Source organism: Kamptonema animale CS-326 (genome assembly GCF_028330895.1).
In the GTDB taxonomy this organism is placed as follows: Bacteria; Cyanobacteriota; Cyanobacteriia; order Cyanobacteriales; family Microcoleaceae; genus Kamptonema; species Kamptonema formosum.
Genome location: NZ_JAQMUA010000400.1, coordinates 1 through 26,687 on the forward strand (window position 1 = coordinate 1; position 26,687 = coordinate 26,687).

24 protein-coding genes are annotated in these 26,687 nt (G+C 43.5%); 10 read left to right on the forward strand and 14 right to left on the reverse strand.

All coding sequences use genetic code 11. The features are described 5' to 3' along the window. Both PN499_RS23635 and PN499_RS23640 read left to right on the forward strand, forming a co-directional pair. Positions 1–341 (forward strand): penicillin-binding transpeptidase domain-containing protein (locus PN499_RS23635; protein WP_272035176.1); only part of this gene is annotated, 341 nt, incomplete at its 5' end. Positions 342–470: 129 nt separating this feature from the next. Beyond that, positions 471–2,171 carry an ABC-F family ATP-binding cassette domain-containing protein gene (locus tag PN499_RS23640; protein WP_272035178.1) on the forward strand — a complete coding sequence of 567 codons (1,701 nt, stop codon included), beginning with the start codon at positions 471–473 and terminating at the stop codon, positions 2,169–2,171. A gap of 91 nt (positions 2,172–2,262) precedes the next feature. Here PN499_RS23640 and PN499_RS23645 read toward each other — a convergent pair whose 3' ends face one another. Continuing rightward, positions 2,263–2,769: a hypothetical protein gene (locus PN499_RS23645; RefSeq protein ID WP_272035181.1), complete on the reverse strand. Its 507-nt coding sequence runs from the start codon at positions 2,767–2,769 to the stop codon at positions 2,263–2,265. 290 nt (positions 2,770–3,059) lie between these two features. On the opposite strand from PN499_RS23645, the gene PN499_RS23650 reads away from it, so the two are divergent. Further along, the gene (locus PN499_RS23650; RefSeq protein WP_272035182.1) at positions 3,060–3,392 is read left to right on the forward strand and encodes a helix-turn-helix domain-containing protein; all 333 of its coding nucleotides are present in this window, start codon (positions 3,060–3,062) and stop codon (positions 3,390–3,392) included. Positions 3,393–3,441: 49 nt separating this feature from the next. Here the strand turns inward: PN499_RS23650 and PN499_RS23655 are convergent, their stop codons facing one another. From PN499_RS23655 to PN499_RS23695, 9 genes are all read right to left on the reverse strand, one after another. Then, a complete protein-coding gene (locus PN499_RS23655) occupies positions 3,442–4,392 on the reverse strand; it encodes a F0F1 ATP synthase subunit gamma (RefSeq protein ID WP_272035184.1) in 951 nt (316 codons plus the stop codon). Between the two features lie 102 nt (positions 4,393–4,494). Continuing rightward, the gene (gene atpA, locus PN499_RS23660; RefSeq protein WP_272035186.1) at positions 4,495–6,012 is read right to left on the reverse strand and encodes a F0F1 ATP synthase subunit alpha; all 1,518 of its coding nucleotides are present in this window, start codon (positions 6,010–6,012) and stop codon (positions 4,495–4,497) included. Positions 6,013–6,165: 153 nt separating this feature from the next. After that, the gene (gene atpH / locus PN499_RS23665) at positions 6,166–6,714 is read right to left on the reverse strand and encodes an ATP synthase F1 subunit delta (protein WP_272035188.1); all 549 of its coding nucleotides are present in this window, start codon (positions 6,712–6,714) and stop codon (positions 6,166–6,168) included. Further along, on the reverse strand, positions 6,714–7,244 hold the full coding sequence (locus PN499_RS23670; protein ID WP_007356824.1) for a F0F1 ATP synthase subunit B: 531 nt from the start codon (positions 7,242–7,244) through the stop codon (positions 6,714–6,716). The genes atpH and PN499_RS23670 overlap by 1 nt, the downstream gene beginning before the upstream one ends. A 37-nt stretch (positions 7,245–7,281) precedes the next feature. Next, the gene (locus PN499_RS23675) at positions 7,282–7,713 is read right to left on the reverse strand and encodes a F0F1 ATP synthase subunit B' (RefSeq protein ID WP_272035190.1); all 432 of its coding nucleotides are present in this window, start codon (positions 7,711–7,713) and stop codon (positions 7,282–7,284) included. 61 nt (positions 7,714–7,774) lie between these two features. After that, positions 7,775–8,020 (reverse strand): ATP synthase F0 subunit C, encoded by a 246-nt coding sequence (gene atpE, locus PN499_RS23680; protein ID WP_007356826.1) that lies wholly within the window; start codon positions 8,018–8,020, stop codon positions 7,775–7,777. Between the two features lie 111 nt (positions 8,021–8,131). Then, the gene (gene atpB, locus PN499_RS23685) at positions 8,132–8,896 is read right to left on the reverse strand and encodes a F0F1 ATP synthase subunit A (RefSeq protein ID WP_272035193.1); all 765 of its coding nucleotides are present in this window, start codon (positions 8,894–8,896) and stop codon (positions 8,132–8,134) included. A gap of 44 nt (positions 8,897–8,940) precedes the next feature. Continuing rightward, positions 8,941–9,465: an ATP synthase subunit I gene (locus PN499_RS23690; protein WP_334311714.1), complete on the reverse strand. Its 525-nt coding sequence runs from the start codon at positions 9,463–9,465 to the stop codon at positions 8,941–8,943. 412 nt (positions 9,466–9,877) lie between these two features. After that, positions 9,878–12,253: an NACHT domain-containing protein gene (locus PN499_RS23695; protein ID WP_272035195.1), complete on the reverse strand. Its 2,376-nt coding sequence runs from the start codon at positions 12,251–12,253 to the stop codon at positions 9,878–9,880. Between the two features lie 267 nt (positions 12,254–12,520). Between PN499_RS23695 and PN499_RS23700 the strand changes: the two genes are divergently transcribed. After that, a complete protein-coding gene (locus PN499_RS23700) occupies positions 12,521–12,679 on the forward strand; it encodes a hypothetical protein (protein ID WP_272035197.1) in 159 nt (52 codons plus the stop codon). A gap of 140 nt (positions 12,680–12,819) precedes the next feature. Then, the gene (locus tag PN499_RS23705) at positions 12,820–13,188 is read left to right on the forward strand and encodes a hypothetical protein (protein ID WP_272035198.1); all 369 of its coding nucleotides are present in this window, start codon (positions 12,820–12,822) and stop codon (positions 13,186–13,188) included. 34 nt (positions 13,189–13,222) lie between these two features. Here PN499_RS23705 and PN499_RS23710 read toward each other — a convergent pair whose 3' ends face one another. After that, positions 13,223–13,492 carry a hypothetical protein gene (locus PN499_RS23710; protein ID WP_272035199.1) on the reverse strand — a complete coding sequence of 90 codons (270 nt, stop codon included), beginning with the start codon at positions 13,490–13,492 and terminating at the stop codon, positions 13,223–13,225. Positions 13,493–13,668: 176 nt separating this feature from the next. Continuing rightward, positions 13,669–14,850: a class I SAM-dependent methyltransferase gene (locus PN499_RS23715; protein WP_272035200.1), complete on the reverse strand. Its 1,182-nt coding sequence runs from the start codon at positions 14,848–14,850 to the stop codon at positions 13,669–13,671. Between the two features lie 355 nt (positions 14,851–15,205). Here PN499_RS23715 and PN499_RS23720 point away from each other — a divergent pair, with 355 nt between their 5' ends. The 3 genes from PN499_RS23720 (at position 15,206) to PN499_RS23730 (ending at position 21,457) form a co-directional block, all read left to right on the forward strand. After that, complete coding sequence (locus tag PN499_RS23720) at positions 15,206–17,950, forward strand: phycobilisome rod-core linker polypeptide (protein WP_272035201.1); 2,745 nt, start codon at positions 15,206–15,208, stop codon at positions 17,948–17,950. Between the two features lie 802 nt (positions 17,951–18,752). Continuing rightward, on the forward strand, positions 18,753–20,105 hold the full coding sequence (locus tag PN499_RS23725) for a P-loop NTPase fold protein (protein WP_272035222.1): 1,353 nt from the start codon (positions 18,753–18,755) through the stop codon (positions 20,103–20,105). A 473-nt stretch (positions 20,106–20,578) separates the two neighbouring features. Continuing rightward, entirely contained in the window at positions 20,579–21,457 is an 879-nt protein-coding gene (locus PN499_RS23730) for a shikimate dehydrogenase (RefSeq protein WP_272035203.1), read from the forward strand. Positions 21,458–21,724: 267 nt separating this feature from the next. On the opposite strand, the gene PN499_RS23735 is transcribed toward PN499_RS23730, so the two are convergent. Together PN499_RS23735 and pheA are read right to left on the reverse strand one after the other, a co-directional pair. Continuing rightward, on the reverse strand, positions 21,725–23,110 hold the full coding sequence (locus PN499_RS23735; protein ID WP_272035205.1) for a hypothetical protein: 1,386 nt from the start codon (positions 23,108–23,110) through the stop codon (positions 21,725–21,727). Between the two features lie 121 nt (positions 23,111–23,231). Next, the gene (gene pheA, locus PN499_RS23740; RefSeq protein WP_272035207.1) at positions 23,232–24,092 is read right to left on the reverse strand and encodes a prephenate dehydratase; all 861 of its coding nucleotides are present in this window, start codon (positions 24,090–24,092) and stop codon (positions 23,232–23,234) included. Between the two features lie 200 nt (positions 24,093–24,292). Between pheA and PN499_RS23745 the strand changes: the two genes are divergently transcribed. Together PN499_RS23745 and iscB are read left to right on the forward strand one after the other, a co-directional pair. Further along, positions 24,293–24,883, forward strand: a complete 591-nt coding sequence (locus PN499_RS23745; protein ID WP_272035209.1) for a DUF1997 domain-containing protein — start codon at positions 24,293–24,295, stop codon at positions 24,881–24,883. A gap of 512 nt (positions 24,884–25,395) precedes the next feature. Beyond that, positions 25,396–26,667, forward strand: coding sequence for an RNA-guided endonuclease IscB (iscB, locus tag PN499_RS23750; protein ID WP_272035211.1), 1,272 nt, complete (start codon positions 25,396–25,398; stop codon positions 26,665–26,667). Positions 26,668–26,687 lie beyond the last annotated feature (20 nt).

Here is a 26,687-nt window from a genome sequence, read left to right on the forward strand (position 1 = left end):
CTGAAACTAATACTTCCTTGACTAAACCAGAACCGACTGGTATGAAACCGGAGACGGTGAATGTGATTCGGGATGGGTTGGTGGCTGTGGTGCAACAAGGTACGGGACAAGGGTTAAATGATGGTTCTATCCCTTTGACTGGGGGCAAAACGGGTACATCGGAAGTGGTGGGACAGCCTTCTCACTCCTGGTATGTGGCTTTTGGGCCGGCGGAGAAACCAGAAATTGCGATCGCGGTTGTTGTTGAAAATGGTGGATTCGGGGCGGTTGCGGCTGCACCGATTGCTAAGGAAATATTTAAAACCTACTTCAACAACGAGAAGGCTAAAAAGGCAAAGTAGCTAATTGTTAACGGTTAACGGTTAACGGTTAACCGTTAAAGTTCTTTAAAATTTGTTAAGATTGACTCGACCTCAGTGTTGTCATCCCAACCCCTGCTAAACTTTCCTCCTCCTTTGCCTTCATAAATAATGCTGCGACTCGAACATATCAGTAAAATTTACCCCAATGGCGTTGTTCTCAAAGATGTCAACTGGGAAGTCAAACCAGGCGATCGCATCGGCTTAGTCGGTGTCAATGGTGCCGGTAAGTCCACGCAACTTAAAATTATTGCAGGCGAAGTGGAACCTACCACAGGGGAAGTAATTCGCCCCGCGAGTTTGCATATCGCCTACCTTAGCCAAGAATTTGAAGTAGATCCCACTCGCACTGTCAGAGAAGAATTTTGGACTGTCTTCAAAGAAGCCAACCAAACTCACGAATCTCTACTGGAAGTGCAGCGAGAAATGGAAACAGCTACTCCAGAAGAACTCGATCGCCTGATTAATAAATTAGACCGCCTTCAGCGACTCTATGAAGCTTTGGATGGCTACGGTTTAGAAGCACAAATTGAGAAAATTTTGCCCGAAATGGGGTTTGAAGCCGAAGATGGCGATCGCCTCGTTAGTGCTTTTAGCGGTGGCTGGCAGATGCGAATGAGTTTGGGTAAAATTCTGCTGCAAAAACCAGATCTCTTACTCTTAGATGAACCGACAAACCACCTTGACCTCGAAACCATTGAATGGCTAGAAATCTACCTCAAAGCTTTGATTACCCCGATGGTAATCGTATCCCATGACCGTGAATTTTTGGATCGACTTTGCACCCAAATAGTTGAAACTGAACGGGGTGTATCTAGTACATATCTGGGTAATTATTCCTCATATTTGGTACAAAAAGAGGAAGCCGCCGATGCTCAACTTAATGCTTACGAACGGCAGCAGAAAGAACTAGAAAAACAGCAAGCATTTGTTGAGAAATTCCGGGCGAGTGCGACTCGGAGCACTCAAGCAAAAAGCCGCGAAAAACAATTAGATAAAATTGAGCGGATTGAAGCACCTACAGCCGCTTTAAGAACGTTGCACTTCCGTTTTCCTCCCTCCCCTCGCAGCGGCCGCGAAGTAGTAATTATTGAAGATTTAGTTCATAATTATGATGACAAGATTCTGTTTTTAGGGGCAGATTTGTTAATTGAACGGGGCGATCGCATTGCTTTTCTCGGCCCTAATGGTTCGGGGAAATCTACCCTGCTACGGATGATCATGGGTATGGAAAAACCTACAAGCGGTACTGTTAAATTAGGCAATCATAATGTCATCCCTGGTTACTTTGAACAAAATCAAGCCGAAGCTTTAGATTTGTATAAAACAGTGATAGAAACTATTCATGATGAAGTGCCAGACTGGAAAAATGAGGAAGTCCGCACTTTATTAGGTCGTTTTCTGTTCAGTGGTGATACAGCGTTTAAACAAGTTGGGGCTTTAAGTGGGGGTGAAAAAGCGCGTTTAGCTTTAGCTAAGATGCTATTACGTCCAGCTAGTTTACTAATTTTGGATGAACCGACAAATCACCTAGATATTCCTGCTAAGGAGATGTTGGAAGAAGCAATCCAAAATTATGATGGGACGGTAATGATTGTATCTCACGATCGTTACTTTATTTCTCAGGTAGCTAACAAGATTGTTGAGATTCGCGACGGTGAGTTTCGCACTTATTTGGGAGATTATCACTATTATCTCGATAAGATTGCTGAGGAAAAGGAGGAAGCAAGGTTAGCTAAGATTCAGGGTCAGAAGGCTGCAAAGAAGGTTGAGAAAGAGGCGAAGAAGAAAACTTCTACTAAGCGGAAATAATGGGTGGTTGCAGTTAGTGGTTGCTTCCAGGTGAAAATCTGGAAGCGTTGATTCAATTATTTATAATTTTAGTCACTAGATGAGAAAAAAATCAGGAGACTTGGTTGGAGTCAGATTGAATCGAAGCCACTGAGATATTATATTCATCGCCAGTTTCTTGAAGACTAAAATCAACTATCAACTGTGTATAATCAGCGAAATAAAGAGTTTTTCTCTGAATTAATTCATCAATCACCATTCTTGTTTGTTCTTGAACGTAGGCGTTAGAGCCTTTCGTTCCTTCCTTAATCAACATTTCAATGCCTTCCTGCTGTTTATCCTCAGAAAGCAAAGAAAGATTCCATGCTAGGACAGCCAAAGTTAACAATTGATACCGCTCTGTTTTACTCTCAATACCATCAGAGTATGGTTCAATAAAATCATACAAAACTTCGGACATTTTTATTTTGTCCTTGGGGTCTATAAGTATTTTTTCTGGCATTTCTCCCAGGTAAGCTTTTTTGACCTTCTTTTTAAGTTCCGCTATACCTTTCTCTCTGAGCTTTTCCGTCCTATTTACCCTTAATAATTCATCGAATTCCTTTGATTTTCTGGCCATGATAATTAGACCTCTCTTTACTTAATATCGTAGATTATAGCCTTTCTCAGATATCTGCCAAGTCTTCGATCGCATACACAAAAAGCGCCTGAGTTTCCCTAAACGAATAGCATAAAAATCACAAATTGTCAACTTAAAACCTAACTAGCATTTATCCCACTTCTCTAAATGCCGACTACAGATAAATTCTCATATTATACTAGCGCGTTATTGATAATTGTCAGAGAAGACTAAGATTGTACGACATACTCTCAGGATAAACATAATTTTTGAACGAGGTAAGACTCACAATGGATACCATTAAACGCCAACGTTTAGAAGCAGCAGGCTGGCGAGTTGGAGATGCAGCAGACTTCTTGGGACTTTCACCCCAAGAAGTTGCTTTTATTGAAATCAAGCTATCTCTATGCAAGCGATTAAAGCAGTTGCGTCTCAGCCAAAACCTTTCTCAGGAAAGCATAGCTAAAAAAATCCACTCTAGCCAATCACGAGTCGCAAAAATGGAAGCAGGCGATCCTTCCGTTTCTCTTGATTTAATCATACGGACGCTGTTAACAATGGGAGTAAGCCGTGAGGATTTGGCTATGGATATTGCTGATGAAAACAGCAAAAAAAGCGCCTGAGTTTCCCCCAGACGCATAGCATAAAAATCACAAAGTGTCAACTCAAAACTTAACCTCTTAACGCCTCAGCGCCGCCGCAAACTTCGAGGATTTCCTGAGTAATTGCCGCCTGCCGCGCCTTATTATAAGACAGGGTTAAAGTCCCAATCAAATCGCTAGCATTCTCACTAGCATTATTCATTGCTGTCATCCGCGCCGCCAACTCACTCGCCGCCGACTCTTGCAAAGCACGCAACAATTGGTTATTCAAATAAAGCGGTAACAAAGCATCCAAAATCTGCACGGGATCTTGCTCAAAAATCATATCTCTGGGCAAACTTTTCACAGGATTCGTCATCTTCTCCCGCGATACTTGGAATTGTCCGCCAACAGAAGTTAAGCGGAAAATTTCATCATCTTGTACTTCTAAACCCTGGGGATCGAGAGGTAACAAAGTTTGAATCACTGGACGCGAACTAATCAAGGACACAAACTTAGTGTAAATTAACTCAATCCTATCCACAGTTCCCGATAGGAATAAAGACAGTAACTCATCAGCAACTTGAGATGCTTCTGCTGCTGTAGGAATCTGATCTAAATTAGCAAAAGTAGCAGAAATTGGCGCATTGCGGCGCTGAAAATACTGGATTGCCTTGCGTCCTACCAGTATAAACTTGTAATCAACCCCTTCCGCCTTCAATTCTCTAGCCCGAATCTCAGCCCGTTTGATAATACTGCTATTGTAGCCGCCGCACAAACCGCGATCGCCAGAAATTACTAACAAGCCAACCGACTTAATATCCCGTTTCTTCAACAAGGGCAAATCAGCGTCTTCAAACCGCAAACGTGCCTGCAAACCGTATAAAACCTGCGCCAAACGATCCGCGAAAGGCCGAGTAGCAATCACCTGTTCCTGAGCCCGGCGCACCTTAGCAGCAGCCACCAAACGCATCGCTTCAGTAATCTTTCTAGTGTTTTTGACAGACTTAATCCGCTCGCGAATAGCTTTTAGATTTGCCATAAATTTATCCTTTTACCTTCCGAAAAAATTCAACTTAAATCTCAACAGTTAACGATTAACAGTTATTCAGTTAACTGTTAACCGTTAACCGTTAACTGTAATTTATGCAGAAACTAAGAAAGTTTGCGTATACTCAGCAATCCCTTCTTTCAGCAACTTCTCAGCCTCATCGCTCAGTTGCTTTTCGCCCTGAACGATCTCACCGTAACGAGGCTTGCTAGTCCGTAAATAATCGCGCAAACCAGAGGCAAATTTATTCACCTTATCAACTGGAATTTCATCTAAATAACCATTAATCCCAGCATAGATAATAGCCACTTGCTCGTTCATCGGCAGAGGCGAATTTTGCGGTTGTTTCAGCAATTCACGCAAACGTTGACCCCGCGCCAACTGATTTTGAGTAGCTTTATCCAAATCAGAAGCAAACTGAGAGAATGCAGCCAAATCATCGTACTGCGCCAACTCCAACTTCACCTTTCCGGCAACTTTTTTCATTGCCTTAGTTTGAGCCGCCGAACCCACCCGCGATACCGAAATACCAGGGTTTACAGCCGGACGCAAACCGGAGTTAAATAAGTCAGAAGAAAGGAAGATTTGACCGTCAGTAATCGAAATTACATTGGTAGGAATGTAAGCAGAAACGTCACCGGCTTGGGTTTCAATAATTGGCAAAGCAGTCATACTACCTTCGCCTAAATCATCGCTCAGTTTTGCTGCTCTTTCTAACAAGCGAGAGTGTAAGTAGAATACATCCCCAGGATAAGCTTCCCGTCCTGGTGGGCGACGTAGCAGCAGCGACATTTGACGGTAAGCTTGGGCCTGTTTGGAAAGGTCATCGTAAATGATCAGGGTGTGCTTACCTTTGTACATGAAATATTCAGCTAAACTTGCACCAGTGTAAGGAGCCAAATATTGCAATGTTGCGGGGTCGCTAGCGTTAGCAGCTACGACGATTGTGTAGTCCATCGCGCCCTTTTCTTGCAGGGTATTGACGACGTTCGCTACAGTCGAAGCTTTTTGACCAATTGCTACGTAAACGCAAACTACGTTTTCGCTTTTTTGGTTAATAATCGTATCAACCGCGATCGCAGTTTTGCCGGTTTGTCTGTCACCAATAATCAGTTCCCGTTGGCCGCGTCCCACTGGGATCATCGCATCAATAGCAGTAATTCCAGTCTGCATCGGCTCATAAACGGAGCGACGAGAAACAATACCCGGAGCGGGGGATTCAATCAAGCGGGTTTCACTACACTTGATTTCACCTTTGCCGTCAATCGGACGAGCCAAGGCATCTACTACCCGTCCCAGCATCGCTTCACCCACGGGGACTTGAGCAATTCTGCCAGTAGCAGTAACAGCCGAGCCTTCTTGGATGCCGAGGCCTTGTCCCATTAACACTGCACCGACGTTATCTTCTTCTAAGTTAAGAGCCAAACCTACAGTGCCGTCGGCAAACTCTAACAATTCCCCAGACATGGCTTTATCTAAGCCATAAATCCGGGCAATACCGTCGCCTACTTGCAGCACAGTACCCACGTTAGAAACTTTAACATCTTGGTCGTACTGCTCAATTTGCTGCCGAATAATACTGCTGATTTCGTCAGGTCTGATTGCTGCCATTTTAATTTTTTAGTGGTTAGTTGTTAGTGGTTAACGGTTAACTGTTAATAGTTAACTGTTAATTGGTAATTGGTAATCGGTAATTGGGAATTGGGAATTGATGAAAGTTAACAATTAACGGTTAACCGTTAACCGTTAACAGTTAACAATTAACTACCCTGCACTTAAACGAATTCCTAGACGGCGAAGTTGTCCGCGCAGGCTAGCATCAATTACTTGAGAGCCTACTTTGATGATGACACCGCCAATTAACTCGCTATCAAGTTTTGATTCAAGCTCAACTTGACTAGCGCCTGTCATCGCTTGAACTTTCTCCTTAACTGTCTGCTGTTGAGCTTCTGAAAGCGGCACAGCCGAAGTTACTTCCGCCAAAACAGTTTGATTTAATTCGCGGAGTTTTGCTAGATATTCTTTGCCAATTCCCTCTAGGAAATAAATCCTTCCCTTATCTACCAATAGTCTCAAAAAGTTGCGCACGAAGGGGCTAATTCCGTCACCCGCTACCTGCTCTAATACTCTTTTTTTGACATCTGGCTTAATTAGAGGATTTCCTAAAACCTGGCGCAGTTCAGCGGAACTGTCCAAGAGGCTTAGCAAGGCACGCACATCTTGGCCAAATTCCTCAGTGAGATTGTTTGACTGAGCCACGGACATCAATGCTGATGCGTAAGGCTGTACGATTTCTGCGTTAACTGTACTCACTACCTGCCTCCCAATAAAGCAATGCTACGGTCGATTAGTTGGTTTTGAGCGCTATCATCTAAGCTAGTTTTGAGTTGATTTTCAACTCTTTCTAATGCCATAGATGCAACTACGGCTCTGAGTTGAGCGATCGCTCTTTCTCTCTCCGCTTCCAACTCTCTACCTGCGTCTGCTTTCATGCGTTCAACATCTTGCGCCGCTTGAGCGAGGATGGCTGCTTTCGCCGCCGTAGCATTCTCTTCAGCAACAGCTCGAATCCGCTCAGCTTCCGCTTGCGCTTGAGTCAATTTCTGCTGTTGTTCTGCTAAAGCTGCTGCGGCATCTTTTTGGCGTTTTTCGGCATCATTAATCGCCTCTTCGATGGCGGCACGCCGCTCGCTTAGGATTTTCCCTAAAAAGCCGCGCCCGAAGTAAACCACCACTCCAATAACAATGATCAGGTTAATCAGGTTGGTTCCTAAAATATCGAAATTTAGACCGAAACCACCTTCGTGACTAGCTTCTGCGGCTAGCAATAAAACAGTCCCCATGATATTCTTCCATAAATGCGCTGCTGATTGGGCAAGGCTATTTGGCCAACGCTGGGCCTAATAGCTTTTCTAAAATCTGGCGACTGAGGGCTTCTACTTCTTGCTCTAGCGATCGCATTGCCTCTTGCTTTTGCCGATCTATTTCTTTCGCCGCTTGTTCTCGCGAAACTTGAGCTTCTTTTTGCGCCCCAGCAACTTTTTCCGACGCAATTTTCTGAGCATCTGCTTGAGCGGCCACAATAATCGCTTGAGATTGTTTGCGGCTTTCACCTAGTTTTTGCTCGTACTCGTGAGCCATTTTCTCAGCTTTCGCCAAGCGTTCCTGCGCTCCCTTTTGAGTGTTGCGGATGTAATCATCTCGCTCGTCCAAAGTCTTAGTCAAGGGCTTATAGAAAACTGCATTCAGCACTACAGTCAAAACTAAGAATTGCAACGCCATCAACGGCAAAGTTGCATCAAAATCAAACACGAAATTTCCTCCTTTGTGCAGGGGCAGATTACTTTCCGCCCCTTATTACGCGCCGTTGATATTAGGCGAAGGGATTAGCAAATAGCAGCACCAGTGCAATCACCAGACCGTAAATGGTAAGGGATTCCATGAAAGCTAAACTCAAAAGGAGAGTACCGCGAATTTTGCCTTCTGCTTCTGGTTGACGGGCAATACCTTCTACAGCTTGACCAGAGGCATTACCTTGTCCAATACCAGGGCCAATCGCGCCTAAACCAATAGCTAAACCGGCAGCGATTACAGAAGCAGCAGCAACGATGGGGTTCATGATAGTTTTCCTTACCTAAAGTACAAAAATGAACAACTGAAAGATTACAAATTGGTGCTATTTGAAATATGAGGAGTGAAGTTATTATTTATCCTTCATCTTTCACATTTCCTAAGAATGTTCCTCATGGTGCTCTTCACCATGTCCTTCCATTGCCTCGTGGATATAGGCTCCTGCCAAGGTGGCAAATACCAAAGCTTGAATAGCACTGGTAAACAAACCTAGAAGCATCACGGGCAGAGGTACAAACAAGGGAACTAGCAGTACCAGCACTGCCACCACTAATTCATCCGCTAAAATGTTACCAAATAGACGGAAGCTCAGGGAAAGAGGCTTGGTAAAATCTTCCAAAATAGCGATCGGCAACAAAACTGGGGTAGGCTCGATGTACTTCTTAAAGTATCCTAAACCGCGCCTGCTGAACCCTGCATAAAAATATGCCAGAGAAGTCAACAAGGCAAGTGCCACAGTCGTATTGATATCGTTTGTTGGTGCCGCTAATTCACCCTCTGGTAGCTTAATTAGTTTCCAGGGAACTAACGCGCCCGACCAATTGGATACAAAAATGAACAGAAATAATGTGCCGATAAATGGCACCCAAGGACGGTACTCTTTTTCGCCGAGTTGATTCTTAGCCAAGTCTCGCACGAATTCAAAGGCGTACTCCATGAAATTTTGCATTCCACTCGGAACTCTCTGGATGTTGCGAGTCGCAGCAATGGAAGCTACTAGGAGGAGAGCAATCACAATCCAGGAGGTGAGAAACACCTGTCCGTGAACTTTGAGATTGCCTATGTGCCAGTATAAATGCTTGCCAACTTCCAACTCAGCGAGGGGAAGAGCATTCCAGGCGTTTAAAACATTTAGCATTTCCATTCAAGAGAAATTCGCTCAAGTGGATGTTTGGCAGGTTGCCTGACCTATTTATGGTCAGGAATCAAAACGGTTTGCAGCATATAAAAGACGATCGCAGCTTTATAAGTCAGAAATCCCAAGAAAATGGGCAAAATCTGTAGCTGATTCCATTGAGTTGCTAGTATAATCAACCCCATGAACAGAACCAGCCTTGTCTTACTCAGGCGTTGGTTCTCCCTGCCAAGCCGCTCAACGTTTTTAGCCAACATTCTCAAGTAAACCACACCTGTGCACGCCCCAATCAAGTAATTTAGAGCAATGTTGAGGTTATAAAAAATCCACACTGAGATAAAAATTATCCCCATCAAGGCAAGGCTGTACAGCAACAGATCCTGTTGGAGTTGATAGAAGTCTTGCATGGGATCTTTGGCTGGCTCTGATGAGGCAGAACCAGTTTCAGGAATATCCCCTGTTGCAGGTATGGGTTCCGTTGGTGTGTTTGGCGAGTTCACGCTTGAGGGTGAAACTAATGCAGGTAACTGGCTTGGCTCTGCAAGTCCATTGAGAATCATATCATGGTGCTGCAACATTACTTAAAAAAGAATTAATTAATTTGATGCGGAGAGAGGGAGGGGGTGAGGATCAGGAGGCAGTAGACACTGGAAAATCGCTTAAAGCTAGGAGTCTGTGCGATCTCGATATCCCCTGCTTGGCGATCGCCCTTTAACAAACAATCTAGAATTTGTCTAATACCAGTTCCCCAAAATCATGCAACAGTAAGTAATGGACATAAAATATAAATGTAGGGTGGGCGCTCGCCTCAACCATCTATCGAAGAAAGTAACAAGCTCGAATGGCGAGCGCCCACCAAACGTGCTGACTGTAACAGACTTTTAGAAAAATGGTATAAGTTCCAGCACTGTGACCCTACCTATCTGAGTTCAGGTGATCGCCTACCCAATCCCTAGTTCAGACGATCAGACTCCATCGAACTCATGCTATTCAGCGTCTTGAATCTCTAAACCTAATTTCAGAAATAGGTAGCAAGAGAGTCTTTTCAATTTCTTGACGAACTTCAGGAGAGACAACACAATTAGTCTTAAACAAACAATTGGCTAAAAGTTCAGTTGCATTGTAATACTTCTTAAGTAATTCCCTTTGCTCCTGTGTAAACTGACCTTGCCAATCGTGGCCAATCCCCCGATATTCAATCATTATTTGTCTTAATTTTTCAGCCAAATTTTTGCGTTTTTGCGAATTTAACCAACTCGGATCGGTTTCATCTAAATTTTCAGGGAATTGAGTCTGAAGTTGTTTTAATGCTTGTTTAAAGGCTTGATTTCCTTGGCGAGGATCGCCAGCTTTTTCAATAGCAATACTGAGCCTCGCTTTGACATCTTTCCTGCGTTCGGCAGATTGCCATAAATGAAAGCGATCGCGTGCTGGAGTATAATCCATTGCTGGTGGTAGGTCCACTTCAAAAAGAGGCTCAATAACACGATCTAGACTAATATTAACCCCCTGACCGAAATCTTGGTGCAGGTTTTGTTCATACAACGATGTACCCAGTATACTGCTTAATGCACTATCAATAGATAAATCATAGTCAAGCGATTTATCTATTGCACAAATATAACCGCCATAATTCTCAATTATCCCATCTAAGTAGAAAGCACGAACACCCGCAGGCTTGTACTTAGTCTTGACAGAGCAAGACTTTTGATAGAGACAGTTAAGCATCTCTTGTAATATCTCTTCAGGCTCAACTAAAGAATCAACTTTTTGTTTCATTATTTGCAACAGACAACTGGCATCAGGTAGTAGCTCTACAACCAACAAGAAAACTTCTCGCCATTGACGTTTTGTTAGATGATTTGCTAACTCATTTAGAACCGGATCGTCTATAGATTTATAATTGCAGTTAGTAACGATCGCTTGGGCAGTCAAATACTCATGGAAAGTTAAGTGAGAAAATGACCAAAAGCTTTGAGCTCGCTCAACCAGCAGCCCATATTCTGCAATGGACTTTAGCACCTTGTTACTCTCTACTCTCAAAGCCTCTAGATCGCTTTTAGCTTCGGGCAAATTACGGATAAAATCACTAATCCATGATTCCAGGTTTCTCTCCCGAAAAAAACGTTCATCTTTTTCAAAGGTCTCTTTGGCAATTTCTGCCAATAACTCTTGAATTCGACGATAATTTAAACCACTATAAACTCGTTCTCTCTGAAGATTGTGCTGCTTACTATTCCACTTAAATAATAATAACTCAATTCCTTGTTTGTAGAGATCAGCACGACTCTCCATAAATTGACCAGAATCTTCAAATACTAGACAAAGTAGGGTCAACAACAGGGGAGAAGTAGCTAATTGTTGCATTCTAGGATTAGCTTGGAGATGTGTGATAAAGTCTGTGGCTGACTTGCGAGTTTCGTGGGAGTTAAACCACTTATTGGCAAAATCTTGAATTTGGGGTAACTTAAAATCAGCTACCTCCACCTCAGTAAAAGATGGAAAACTGTATTCCCGTGCAGCAATACGACAAGTCAGAACAAAATAGTTGTCGAGAAATTTCTCCGTAAACTGTTGGACACATCGAACAACTCGCTGACTATCTACCTCTTTCACCTCATCTAGCCCATCCAACAATACCAATACCCGTCCCTTTTTTAATAACTGTTGTGCCGTCTCTGGAGGAATGTCTTGGGATTGCCAATGCTGAATAATATAGTCTTCCAAAGAAGGTTGATTAGGTGCGGCTGCAAAGTCTGAAAGACGCACAAAAACTGATACATAATCCGGCAAAAATTGCCGATGAAGATTGAGAATGGCAACGCGACACAAAAACGTTGTTTTCCCAGAACCAGGTTTGCCCAAAACCACCAACCAAGAAAACCTTTCCAGTGCTTCCAAACCCAAAAGCCCTGCTTCTTGAATGCGCCCAAATCCAAACCGTTCAAAGTCTTGCTGGTTAGCTTGTTGGATTAATTCTTCCTGCGTTAGTCGCAAATTCCGAGTCAATCTCTCTAAAACATTGACTTCGACAAATACATCATCTAAGCGGATTGGATAACTCATGTCCAAGCACTTAATTGTGCCGTGATGAAGGTTCAAATACTTGCCGTACTTCTCCCGTACCTCTTGTATGAGCGGGTCATCGCCACAGTCCACCACATTTCGCCAGTTAATACCTACGGCGTTACACGCTTGACTTAAAATATTCTCACCTACGTCTTTTGGGCCGTTTACTTTTCCTAAAATACGTTTAATAGTAGCAAGAGAGCAGTAACTTTCCTGTGCCCATCTCTCTTGAGTCCATCCCTTACCTTTATAGGCTTTTTCGAGTAATTCCCGTCCTATTTTAGATGTAACTGGCATAAGCTGACTTCTCCTGATTAAAAAGTTTGACCTTGCCAGAATGATAGCACGGCTTAAATTACTAAATCCATCAATGATCCACAAAGAACCACTATTGATCTGAAAATGAACTGATTTTTGATCTTTGATCCAAAATGAACTAATTTGATCTGTTTTTTCGTAAAAAGCTGAACTATACAAAGCCTAATAACTAAGTTATTGTGAATTCATGGATAACTTGAAAAATTCAATCCATCATAAACATCTATTCTGATCAAGGAGAAAACCATGACAACCAATTCTCGTGAATACACCAATATCAACGGAGATAAAGTCTGCGAGTACAAACAAAATGGTCAAATTGTAGGTCGGGGAACTGGAAAAACCTCTGATTCTGCAAAGGCTGCGGCTGATGCTGATGTTCAGATCCGCAAAGACAAGAAATAGAACTCTAGTCACTTTACCGAAAGGGTATTAGTGATTTGGTTAGGGCAACAATTTCCAAAAGTTGCCCTTTCCATTTTTTCTTTAGGCATTTTATTTTACATCTTGAGAACTGGCTTTTAACCTTATCAATAATAATAGTTATGTCAAAAATTCAAAAACAAGAGGTCAATATGTCTCAAGTTCTATGGATCGCGATAATTACCCAAATTATCTTTCTATTCGGCGAGATTCCCTTCGCGGGCTATCTGAAAAGTATTGGATTTAGCACAGCTAGTTTATCCCATTTTTCTTTCTGGCTTTTTACTGTAACTCGATTTATAGGTATTACCGGTCAAATCTACCTTTGGAGTTCCACTGAAATTGGTCGAGTTTCAGCTATTATGGGCAGTATTGGTATAATTCTCAATAATCTATTTGGTGTGTATTTACTACACCAGAAAGCTTTATCAATGCCCGATTATGTGGGCATTGTATTGGCAGTAATTAGCGTTATTATTCTGACAAAGTAGAGGTAAACAGGGACTTTCTTATGGCGATTTTGAACTACCCGAAATCACCAGAGAATAATTGCAGATCTGAAGTCTCATCAAAATCATCAGCAATCTTAACTTGTCCCTGCCAAAAACCCGCAACCCTTGGATTCAAAATCTCCAATGACTCATCACAATCTTCACTCATTACTATAGAGCCACAATTTAAATCTGCTATTGGAACTACAGGCTGTTTTTCTCCTTGGGATAAAGGCAAAACCTTTGCCCAAGGGACTCCCTGATGAGTTAGCGTAACTTCAACATGATTTTGGATATCTGACAATAAATCAGCTAAATTATCAGATAAGTAAACAATATCAAAAGTGTTTGATGATATTAATCATTTGTTCAAATCTGTAGGGGCGGTGCCCCGGCGTGCCCGCCCTAGCAATTTGGGGCGATCGCAGGGGGATTGCCCCTACTTATTAACAGCATTATAACTAATAAAAGTTATCCGCTCTACCCCGGAGTCAGCCAAATCAACTGTTTTGATACAAGCGATCGCACTCTCTCCACTTCTAAATCCACATCAGCCAAAATTTCCCCTACGCTTCGGGTTCCCTGGCAAGCTTGCAAAAACTCAAATTCTACTGTTGACAAATCGACCATTTCATAGTTGTAATCTAGAACCTTCTCACTCGGCCAGCCGAACATACAGGCACTACGTTCAGGAATCGCCGCTAGTAAAATGCGATCGTCTGACCAATCAGCCTTCGGTAAGGGCGATCGCCCTAAGAAAAACTCGTAATGGCTCAGTTCCGGGTCTAATAGCTCAATTAGCCGATAACGCTCGCGTTCTGTCAAATCTTGCGCCCTCTCCAGCAACCCCGGTTCTTTCCCTAACAGCCTTTCTAACTGCCAGTACCCCGGATTCGAGAAACCCAAAAAGTCCAACCCAGAGGCATCAATCAACTCAAACAGCGTCTCGATATTGTAGTCAATCTCTTGGGGGTGGACGTACATATCCGCAAAGCACTCGTCCCGCTGATTTTCCATCGCCCAACGTTGCTTTTCATACTTGACAAGACGGTTATTTTCTGGTAAGGATGCAAACAATTGACGACCGACTTTAACACCATCGCGGTAATCTCCACGTCGATCGCCTTGAAGCAGAGCGATCGCCTTTTGCATCAATTGAATTTCCCAGCGGCCCAACTCCGAATACACAAAAATGTGCATCAGGCCACCATTTCTTAACTTAGGAGCCAAAGCTTGAATGCCCCGGATCGGATCTGGTAAGTGGTGGAGAACTCCCACGCAATTAATCAAATCAAACTCACCCTCTAACTGTCCAGCATCGTAGAGGCTAAGGTGATGAAACGCTACCCGTTCGGCACCAGAGCGGCGACAGCGCTCTTTAGCCACCTCCAAAGTACCGCTACTAAGGTCAATTCCCACTACAGACGCTTCAGGGTTGAGATGAACTAAATATTCTGTACTGACCCCACTGCCACATCCAGCATCTAAAATACGAATATCTTGTTTGTCAGGTTTCTGACCCGTGCAAAAGCTATAGGCAGCAGGCCAAAACCAACGCCAATTGTACCCAGGTGGCGGTTCGTCCAATAAAGGCTCTGGTGGGAAGGGGTAAGTATCGTAAAGCCGCCCAACGGCAGCACTAACATCTGGTGTTGTTTCCATAAAGCATTAGAGAATGTGGAGTGGGGGAGTTCTTGAGCGTGGGAGAAGTCCCAGTTAACCGTTAACAGTTAACCATTAACCGTTAACCGTTAACCGTTAATAAAACTTATCATTATTTCTCAGATATGCCCTGTTAAATCTATAAAATAAGTGTCGGCAGGCTTTTTTAAGAAATGAGGGAGATGATCCCGAAACATTTTAATCTGAGAAATAAGTGATTAGGCTAAAACCTCAAGCAAGGGGACAGAAAAAAGTAAAAGGCAAAAATACCTACTTTGACCTTCAACCTTCTTGAACCAGAAAATTAGTCTGGGCAAAAACTGTAACCACTCTCTAATGGAGCGAACAAGATCAAATGACTGTTAAGGCAAGCGGTGGAAGCTCAGTTGCGCGTCCGCAACTATATCAAACTGTACCAGTCGCAACGATTTCGCAAGCAGAACAGCAAGACCGATTTCTAGGACTGGGAGAACTGAAGGAACTACAAAGCTATTTTAGTTCTGGTGCAAAGCGCATAGCGATCTCCGAAGCGCTGACGAAAAACTCCGAATTGATAGTGTCCCGTGCGGCAAACCGGATTTTTGTGGGGGGTTCCCCCTTGGCATTCTTAGAGAAGCCAGCAGAACAAGTAAAAGAGCTCGCAGGAGTCGGTGCAGGCAAAAGTGTCGGCGACGGCATGAAGTTGGGAAATGTCACCTATGTTGAAAGCGGTGGTGGCAACGGATTGTTTGGGGGCTTGGGTTCGCTATTTTCCGGTGGTAGCGGCCCAATTCCATCAGGATTCCAGCCGATTAATGTATCTCGCTACGGCCCTGGCAACATGACGAAATCCCTACGGGATTTATCGTGGTTCTTGCGTTACATCACTTACGCGATCGTTGCTGGCGACCCCAATATCATCGCGGTCAACGTGCGGGGATTGCGGGAAATCATCGAAAACGCCTGTTCAACGGCGGCGACGATTGTGGCAATGCAAGAAATGAAGGCAGCAGCCTTGGGGTATTTTACTAAGGATCAGGATGCGATCGCGATCGTCGGGCAATACTTCGACGTAGCCATCACCGAATTCAAAGCCCCCACACCTTCTAACAAAGTGCGTCAGCGCGAGAGCAATGACCAGCAAGGTCTGGAACTGCCCCAAATTTACTTCATTGCAGCCGAGCGCAGGCAGAAATTTGTAATGAAGACGGGTCTTTCGAGCTCAGAAAAGCAAGAAATCGTCAGAGCCGCTTACCGCCAAGTCTTCGAGCGCGACATTACCCGTGCTTACAGCCAAAGCGTTTCCGACCTCGAATCCAAGGTCAAAAACGGCGAAATCTCGATGAAAGAGTTTATTCGCCGCATCGGTAATTCTCCGCTGTACCGCAAGCAATTCTACGATCGCTTCGTCAATTCCCGCGCCGTAGAACTGGCAGCCCGCCACTTCCTCGGTCGGGGTCTGAGTTCCCGCGAAGAATTCAGCAAATACTTCGCGATCGTTTCTAAAGGTGGTTTGCGAGCTCTAGTAGACGCAATGGTAGACTCCCAAGAATACTCCGACTACTTCGGCGAAGAAACCGTCCCTTACCTCAGAGGTCTGGGTCAAGAAGCGCAGGAATGTCGCAACTGGGGGCCGCAGATTGACCTGTTCAACTACAGCGCACCATTCCGCAAAGTTCCGCAATTCATCACCCTGTTTGCGGACTACAACCAACCGCTGCGCGACCAGCACGTTTACGGTGTGGGTAATGACCCGCTAGAAATTCAGTTCGGCGCGATTTTCCCCAAAGAAACTCGCAACCCCAAAAATCGGCCCGCTCCTTTTGGTAAGGACACCCGCCGCATCTTAATTCGTCAAGGCCCAGGCATTGACAACCAATTAAGCAACCCCGCAGCACGGGGCAAAGCTCCCGGAACTCTCGGGCCCAAGGTGTTCAAACTTGACCAACTTCCAGGGGGTTACATTGCTCCTAAGAAAGGTTTCCGCACGAGCACTGCTACGGCAAACCCAGGAGGAACCAGTGTTTCCTTTACGGAAAGTTCAACTCAAGCAGTGATTCGGGCAGCTTATTTGCAAGTGTTCGGTCGCGATGTGTTCGATGGCCAACGCCAAAAAGTGGCTGAAATCAAGCTGGAAAACGGCGACATCACCATGCGGGAGTTTATTCGGATGTTGGCTAAGTCCGATGTCTTCCGTAAAATGTACTGGACTTCGCTTTATGTTTGTAAAGCGATCGAGTATATTCACCGTAGACTTTTGGGCCGTCCTACCTACGGTCGCTCCGAGATGAATGCTTACTTTGACATCTGTTCTAAGAAGGGTTTTTATGCTCTGGTTGATGCAATTATCGACAGCTTGGAGTATAACGAAGCCTTCGGGGAAGATACAGTGCCTTATGAGCGTTATCTGACTCCGGCCGGTTTGTCTCAACGGACCATGAGAGTTGGTTCGATTGCAGATAAGAATCTGAAAGTCGAGGTTGAAGAAACCCCGCGCTTTGTGGAACTTGGTACTGTGTCGATGGCACGAGGCGATATCGAACTTCAGTCTCGGATTTCCCAAGGGGTGAACAAGCGGCGCGAGCAAACTAAGGTATTCAAGCTGACGACTGTTACTGACAAGGTGGCTTTGAATACTTTAATTCAAGCTGCTTACCGTCAGATTTTCGAGCGCGATTTGAATCCCTACATTGTGAAGAATGAATTCACAGCGCTGGAAAGCAAGCTTGGTAACAATGAAATCAATCTTAAGGAGTTTATTGAGGCTTTAGGTTGCTCAAATCTGTATATCAAGCAGTTTTACGCACCTTATCCCAATACTAAGGTGATTGAGTTGGGTACGAAGCATTTCTTAGGTCGTGCTCCTCGCAATCAGGCAGAAATTCGGGTTTACAACCAAATCCTTGCTAGCCAAGGCATTAAGGGTTTTATTGGCGCAATGGTGAACAGCGTGGAGTATGCAGAAGTGTTTGGGGAGGATACGGTTCCTTATCGCCGCTTTCCGACCTTACCTGCTGCTAACTTCCCGAATACGGAACGGCTGTATAACCAGTTGACTAAGCAGAATGATGATTTGGTGGTGCCCAGTTTTGAACCTGTGGCTTTGATTGACAGAAGCTGAGGCGATTTAAGGTTTTAAATAGGATTCAATTTAGAATCTTAAATTGGGTGAGGGCAGGTAATTTTACCTGCCCTTTTTTATTATTTCAGGACTTACGCTCATGGCCCTAGAAACCGGGTTTTTGAGAGAATCTGTGGGTCAGGGCGAAGTATTTTCGTCAAAAAACCCGGTTTCTTTGGTTGGGTGCGTAAATCTTATATTTTTTAAACCTCTTTAATGTCAAGCAGTACATGAGTCGGATCGACCCCGATCCTTTTTAATTTCGGCTATCCGCACTCAAATCAGCCGCCCGATCCGAGAACATTGGCGCTACTCCTCCGTCATCTATCTTAAGGAAGGCGCGATCGGCTTCTACTTCGGCTTCTACTTTTAAACCGCTTAGTGATGTCAGTGTTACCTTAAGAGTAATATCAAAGTCCTCTCAATTAAACATTGAACATGGTAAGGGTAAGGACACACTATTGCTGTATCCCTACCGATTTGATGTGCAATCAAAGGGATTTGATAGAATATCTCGCTCTGTCATACTTTGCTAAGGCCTAGATAATTTTTGAGGGGTATAACCCCACATCCTCCAGCTAATATTTTGTGATAGATAATTCCCGGTCAGAAAACACTTTCAGGGTGGCTAAGAATAGTTCATAGTAGAGGCATGAATGCCAACAAGCGGAGTTTTGGGGTGCAAATTAAGATTGTAGATCGAGTGAGCGATCTGAGCATCAATTTCTAGATCTTTTCTGTTTAGTACAATAAGTGAATGAATAAAGTATCAGAGCAGAATCTTTTATCTGAGTTAACAGGAATGGAATTAGATTTAGATAGATTTTATAGCGCGTGCAACCCCAGCTATACCCTCCAAGTGGCGAAAGCCGAGGATCGACAATATTACATCGATTTCTCCTCAGTACGCGGCGGCAAAATAATTGAGGAATTGGAGAGAACAATCGTCCGCCTCTCTCCCAATGAGGCAACTTGCCAACTATTTACTGGACAGATAGGCTCTGGTAAATCTACTGAATTGCTGCGATTACACGCAGAATTAGAACAGCAGGGATTTCACGTAGTCTACTTTGAGTCTAGCAAAGACTTAGACATGGCGGATGTCGATATCACCGACATTTTATTGAGCGTTACTCGTCAGGTCAGCGAAAGCCTTGAAAAGAGAAAAATCAAACTGCAACCCACTGGTTTTAAAGCTTTACTCAGAGGCGTAGCAGACGTTTTTCAAACTCAGATAGATGTAAAAGCGGAAGCTAACTTGCCAGGAATTGGTCAAATGACTGCGGGTACTGATGGCGAATTTTCTCTAGCATTAGGAATTGGTAAAATTACTGCCAAAGCTAAAGATGCTCCCAATCTTCGCTCTGAGTTGAGGCAATATCTAGAACCGCGAACTAATGTAATTTTAGAAGCTCTTAATAAAGAGCTACTAGAACCGGCCACCAAGCAACTCAAAGAACAAGGAAAAAAAGGACTTGTTGTCATTATCGATAATCTCGATCGCATACATATATCTGCAAAACCCAGCGGACGACTTCAACCAGAATATCTGTTTGTAGACCGGGGCGAACAGTTAAAAAGATTGAATTGTCACGTAGTTTATACAATTCCCTTGGGGCTAATTTTCTCTAATGATTTGTTGCAGTTAACAAATCGATTTGGAATAGATCCGAAGGTATTGCCAATGGTGCCGGTGCAGTTACGGGATGGTAGCCAATGCGAAGAGGGTATCGAATTGCTAAGGCAAATGGTACTAGCTCGTGCTTTTCCTACTGTGGAATCTCAGCAGCGTTCGGCTTTAATTCCCAAGGTTTTTGAGAGTCCTGAAACTCTAGATAGACTGTGCCGTGTTAGTGGGGGTCACGTTCGTAATTTGCTTCAGTTGCTCTACAGTTGTCTTCAGAGAGAAGAGCCGCCGATCTCGCGGAGGACTTTAGAAAATGTCATTATTCAGCGGCGGCATCAGTTAACTTTAGCAATTGAGGCTGATGAGTGGGAATTGCTGCGGCAAGTAGCGGCTCTCAAAATCGTGACTGGTGAAACAAAATACCAAACTCTATTACGCAGTCTGTGGGTGTTTGAATACCGTTATGGGGAGGATTATTGGTTTGAGATTAACCCCATCTTGGCTGATGCGAAAGAATTTAAAGTTTAGGGTAATTGATAATTGGTAATTGGTAATGGCTAATGGCTAATGGCTAATGGCTAATGGCAATGGCTAATTGAGGAAAAAGCCTCCCCTGCTCCCCATCTTTCCCTAATTCCTAGTCCCTAGCCCCTTCTGATTACGGGGTCTGAGCAGAGAAACCGGGTTTTTTACCGATTTGTGGGCCGCAACGAAGTATTAACGATGCCACTCGATTTTGATATCACTTAATTCTTTCATTTACCCTTGAATCGATTGCAGCGGACTATTGTCCGCTGCAAGTTCCCTAATTACTTTTGACAGCATTTAGTTAGAACAATATACTTACTATATTATGATGAACGAGATCAATAAGTCAATAGGTTTACAAAAGTTTTTATAAAAAATCTGGTTAAATTTAGACTCTAAAAACTTGTACAATGACCTGGAAGAAGTAGTAGTTATTTTCCCGCACTTCTCCCGATGTATTTTTGCTGAAAAAAATGATTAAAGGTACAACTAAGCTACTAGGAGTAATAGGTCATCCTATTGAACACTCACTGTCCCCAGTGATGCACAATGCGGCTCTTTCCCATCTAGGATTGGATATCGTTTACCTGGCTTTTCCTGTGAAACCAGAAGATTTAAACGTTGCCATTTCAGGATTTGCGGCGGTTGACCTTTTGGGATTTAGCATCACGATTCCTCACAAACAAGGGATCTTACCTTTACTTTCTGAAGTTTCGCCAGTGGCGATCGCAGTTGGTGCAGTCAATACTGTCTACCGTACTGCAAATGGTTGGGGTGGTACAAATACTGATGTTCGAGGATTTCTCGCGCCACTGCGATCGCTATCCTTAAACACTGGTAGCAAACAGGATTGGAGTCAAAAAGTAGCTGTAATTTTAGGTAGCGGTGGCGCTGCGAGAGCGGTTGTGGCTGGGTGCGCTGAGTTAGAGTGTGCGGAGATTCATGTTGTTGGTCGTAGCGAACAGAAATTAACTGAATTTCAGCAAAGTTGGGTAAATTCGCCCCTGGCTGTAAATTTGCTGACTCATACTTGGGAAGAGCTGCCAATGCTCATCTCAAAAGCAGATTTACTGGTAAATGCTACACCAATCGGGATGTATCCGCGTGGAGATGAGTCACCTGTCGCTCTGAGTGCGATCGAGCGATTGTCAGAAGGTGCGATCGCCTACGACTTGATTTATACTCCCAATCCTACTCTGTTTCTCAAACAAGCACAGGAAAGAGGTGCGATCGCCATTGACGGCTTAGAAATGTTAGTACAACAGGGAGCCGCAGCGTTAGAAATCTGGTTACAGCAACCTATTCCAGTAGATGTAATGCGCCAGTCTTTGCGGCATCATTTAGGTTTATAGGAATTGTTAACTGTTAACTGTTAACTGTTAATTGTTAATTGTTAACTGTTAATTGTTAACTGTTAATTGGTAATATCATACTTGGTTACAATTTATATTGCATAAGGGTAATAAGGTGTCATTGCGAACGAAGTGAAGCAATCTCAATCCCTTGGGATTGCTTCACTTCGTTCGCAATGACAAGACGGATGTTACCGGTTGTTCTTAACTAAGTTTTTCTTCCCCTTCTTCCTTCTTCCTTCTTCCTTCTTCCTTCTTCTTAAACATTCAAGCTTGCTGATATAACCCATACCAATGCCGAACAGCTAACCAAACAACAGATAACAACGCAGCTAAACTAAGAGTGATACCGCTATAAGGAACTAACAAACCTAAAACGGGCAAAATTCCTCCGGCAATAGTCGCAATCACCGCCGCGAATCTGGCATGATTAATCTTACCCAACCCCCAAACCATTGCTAATAAAATCAGCGAAATTGCACTCCAAGCAAGTTTAGCATCTATAACCCGGCTCAGATATGTTAAAGAGAGGATACAAGCAAAGAAAATACCAGCCGATATCGCCACATCTCTTAAACTCATTGGCACAGACAAATAAAGCAATCCCAACCACCACAAAAATAGTGCAGGTGCTAATAACAACAATCGAGGTAAAATCCCAGTATTCCGAATCGGGCCAACAGAGGTAAAAACCCCAAAAGGATTGAGAACAGAAACATTATCATCAAATTTCCACGTAAACCGAGTTCCCCTACCCTCAACTTTACTTTCAGTAGGAACAATCCCGCTCGCAAAATCAGCATTTGGAAAATCTGCTAGAGCGCTCAAGCTAAAATTAGAAAGCAATTGCCCACTAGCATTGTAAACCCAGCGCGGCCCACCTTGAGCTTGATAAGTAACTTTAAATTTGGTTTCTTCCCCCGCAGCAAGTCGCAGGGGAAAACCATAATCACCTGGATTTACAGGTATTAAACGATTGCCATCTCTCTCAACTTTTAAATTTTGCAATAATTTGTAGCCATAAGGCGGCTGTACTTCAAAGAAAAAATCTTGAGCTTCACCTAATTTGTTGATAACTTGGTAGTCAGCATTAAAATTTGCCTGATAGATCGCTCTTGTCGTTGAGGGGTCAGTTGTTTGATTTAAGTTGACGTTAATTTGAGAACCCGCTAGAGTCATGAAACGATTAACTTTTCGTGTGGCTTGCACTCGGACTATTTTACCTTCAACTTGGGTATCATAACTATAGGGTTCTTCGATGACGTAGCGGATTTGTGGAGCAGATTGTTCTAAGCGATCGCCAGCGACACTATCCGCAACTTTTGTTACTCTTGCTTGTTCCCAATGGTGATAACGATTGCTGAGAGTAGCAGAAAGGAAAAATCCGCCGCTAACTAGAATCAAAATTAAGATCGAGTGTTGCAAACCTCGTAACAAAGCTGAGTAGCGGACAACCCACTCGCCAAGGAAAATAGTGCGATCGGGTTCCTGGTTGCGGAGGGCAAAACTCAAAAGTGCGATCGCAATCCCTAATGCAGCGACGAGAAGACCTAAGTTAAATGATAACTTGAGAATTTGGTTGCCAAATTCTATCAATTCATTGGGATGAGTGAGATCCGGGAGGTTGGGAATGCCTTGGGCTATTAGCCACATAAAGATAAAGTTAAAAGACAACAGGATATCTTACAGTTGCCTAGAGTAAAATTCCTGATAAATGTAACGCCGCCATCTTGCCGGTATCTTGACCATCGGGACGGCGGCGTTATCATTCACTCTAGTTAATTGCTGCAACGCTGTAACTGCCAAAAATTTTCAGAGTTTCAGTGTAGGTAGCTAACTCTTGCATAGCCGATTTTGCTTCGGCATCCTCAATATTACATTCTAAGTCCATAAAGAAAACATATTCACCAAGCGATCGCTTAGTAGGGCGAGATTCAATCCGACTCAAATTAATTCCTCGACTGGCAAAAACTTGCAAGGGTTTTAGCAGCGTTCCCGGCACATTCGCTGGTACGCTAAAAGCTAAGGATGTATGAGAACAATTAGATGAAGGGTGAATACCCGGTACTGATTTATCGCCCCTACTTAGTACCCAAAATCGGGTATAGTTATCAGGATGATCGTTAATCGGATGAGCTAAAACTGGTAAATTGTAAAGCTCAGCCGCTCGTACAGAGGAAATCACCGCAGCAGTGCGATCGTCAAGGCGATCGAATGCTACTGTAGTTGAACTCGCAGAAATTAAATGCGCCAAGGGGATAAACTTTTCCAACCATTTCTGGCATTGAGCTAACGCTTGCGGGTGAGAGTATACTGTTTTAATCTCGCTAAAACTTTCAGCACGGGATACAAGTGCGTGGGAAATAGGCATTACTAAAGCGTGTTGAATTCGGAGAATATCTAACCGCCACAACGTATCTAGTGTTACTGTCACGCTACCTTCTATAGAGTTTTCCACTGGGACAACTGCTAACTGAGCCCCCCCTGTGGCCGATGCTTCTATTGCCTGCGAAATGGTTGAATAAGGACATAATAGGCATTCAGCTCCCGACTGACTCAACCACCTGATATAAGCTAGAGCAGCCGTTTCTGCATTAGTACCTGCGGGGCCGAGATGTGCGACGGATATAGTCATACAGTGCAATACAGCGTTACAACTCTTTACTTAAAATTCATCAATCAGAAATTATGATGATGAGATTGCTAATTACCCGAAAACCCTTTATCGCTTAGTTTGGCGAAATTAACACTGCTCAGTATCTAGTCTAAGTTATCTTAATGAGTGTTAAGCTTTATTAAGAGCGCCGGACAAAACCTCTACTTTTACATCCTCTCATGCACATACGATTTAATGCTTCTCAATCCGTTGAAATTCCCGTTCCCCAGGAGCGGGTTCCCATTCAGCATTACTTGCGTCAACCCAAGCGGTTGGTGAATGCTCTAGTAGATCGGAGTCGCCTGGAGCAACTGAGCGAGGATTCTTTCCGGCTAAAGATGCGACCTTTGGACTTTATGATGGTTAGCATTCAACCCACTGTAGACTTAAAAGTGTGGGCGCAGCCAGACGGAGCAATTAATTTAAAATCTATAGGTTGCCAAATTCGGGGAGTAGAATACATTAACCAGCGTTTTGCACTGAATCTAAAAGGGCAACTTTCTCCCTATCAAAACAAGGGAGCAACATATTTGATCGGAAAAGCAGATTTAGAGGTGCAGGTAGAATTACCACCGCCTTTTTGGTTAACACCACAACCGATTTTAGAAGCAACGGGGAACGGCTTGCTTAAAAGTGTATTGTTGACAGTGAAACAACGCTTAATGCACCAGTTATTATTAGATTATCAACGCTGGGCTGGAAATAAACCAGAGATGTTAGTGGGCGATCGGACGCAAATATTGTCTGTAGAAGGTCAAACCGGATGGTAGTATCTAACTCTGGCTTTAGTTGAGAAATAAAAATTAATTAAATAATTTACTTAAAAGTATGTTATTGGGCTGGAGTGTCTAGACCAGTAACATACAAAGCTTATATAATTTAATTTTTATTCCTTGGGTGTATTTATAGCCAAAGGCAGCTATGCTGAAGATAGAAAAGAATCTTTAGCAATGGTTTCAGTAGTCAATAGCTTCATAACCACCAAGGGGATTGCTATATCTGGGGTTAAGTCTTACAAAAACTATGCGATCGGACGTAATGTCAGGGACTCAGGGCTGAAGCCACTGAGCTTGTAAGAGCAATGCTCAAAACAAGCTGTTCTGACCAGTCTAAGTAAATTTACTCCGTTATTTAGGTCACGACACCGGACAATGCGACGCTAGTTTTCCGCTCTGTCGGTAGTAATTAAACAGTTCTAAAGTCACTGGAACAGTGTTGCTACCCTCACAAGCCTACATAACATTGACGAAGCGAACGTTACCCCGCAAGGGAGGACTGAAAAATGTCTAATTTTGTTTTTGTTTTAGATACCCAGAAACGGCCAATTAATCCAATACAACCAGGATTAGCTCGTAAGTTATTAACCTCTGGTAAAGCGGTAGTGTTCAGAAGATATCCGTTTACCATAATTCTTAACGAAAATGTGATAGCAACTCCAGAACCAATCACCCTAAAAATAGACCCCGGTTCTAAAACAACTGGTATAGCCTTATTGCAAGGAGAAAAAGTTATTTGGGGTGCTGAACTAACCCATAGAGGTCAGGCAATTAAAGCAAGTTTGGAATCTCGTCGCTCACTTCGTAGAGGAAGGAGAAACCGCCATACTCGTTATCGTCAAGCCAGATTTCTAAACCGGAAACGCCCTAAAGGTTGGTTAGCGCCAAGTTTGCAACATCGGGTTGAAACCACCTTGACTTGGGTAAAAAGACTAATCAAACTTGCACCTATTAGCTCAATTGTTCAAGAGTTAGTCAGGTTTGATTTGCAACAGTTAGAAAATCCAGAGATTTGCGGCGTTGAATATCAACAGGGAGAATTGCTTGGCTACGAAGTTAGAGAATATTTGCTTAATAAATGGGAGCGAAAATGCGCTTACTGCGGCGTTGCAAATGTACCGTTACAAGTTGAGCATATTCACCCCAAAACAAAGGGTGGCACTAACCGCATCTCTAATCTTTGCCTTGCTTGCGAAAAGTGTAATACAAAAAAAGGCACTCAGAGTATTGAGAAGTTTCTAGCTAAAAAGCCAGATATTTTGAAGCGCATTTTGTCTCAAGCAAAACGACCTCTCAAGGATGCAGCAGCAGTTAACTCAACTCGCTGGGGATTATTTAATCGACTGAAGGAAACTGGTTTACCTGTTTCTACTGGTAGTGGCGGTTTAACTAAATTCAATCGAACTCGATTGAATTTGCCTAAAACCCATTGGATTGACGCTGCTTGTGTGGGACAAATTGACTCGGTTAACCTATTAACAAATCAACCATTGTTAATTAAAACTATGGGTCACGGGACACGCCAAATGTGCCGTACTGACAAGTTTGGATTCCCGTCTCGCTATGTTCCCAGGCTTAAATTTATCAAGGGTTTCCAAACGGGTGACATTGTGAAAGCAGTTGTCACTTCCGGGAAGAAAATCGGCACTTATGTCGGGCGTGTTGCCATCAGAACTTCCGGGTCTTTCAATATTTCTGTACCTGAATTGGTGTCGGGGATTAATTACAAATACTGCAAAACTGTCCATAAAAAGGATGGTTACAGCTACACATTTTGAAGATTCACGGTGGTTAAAAC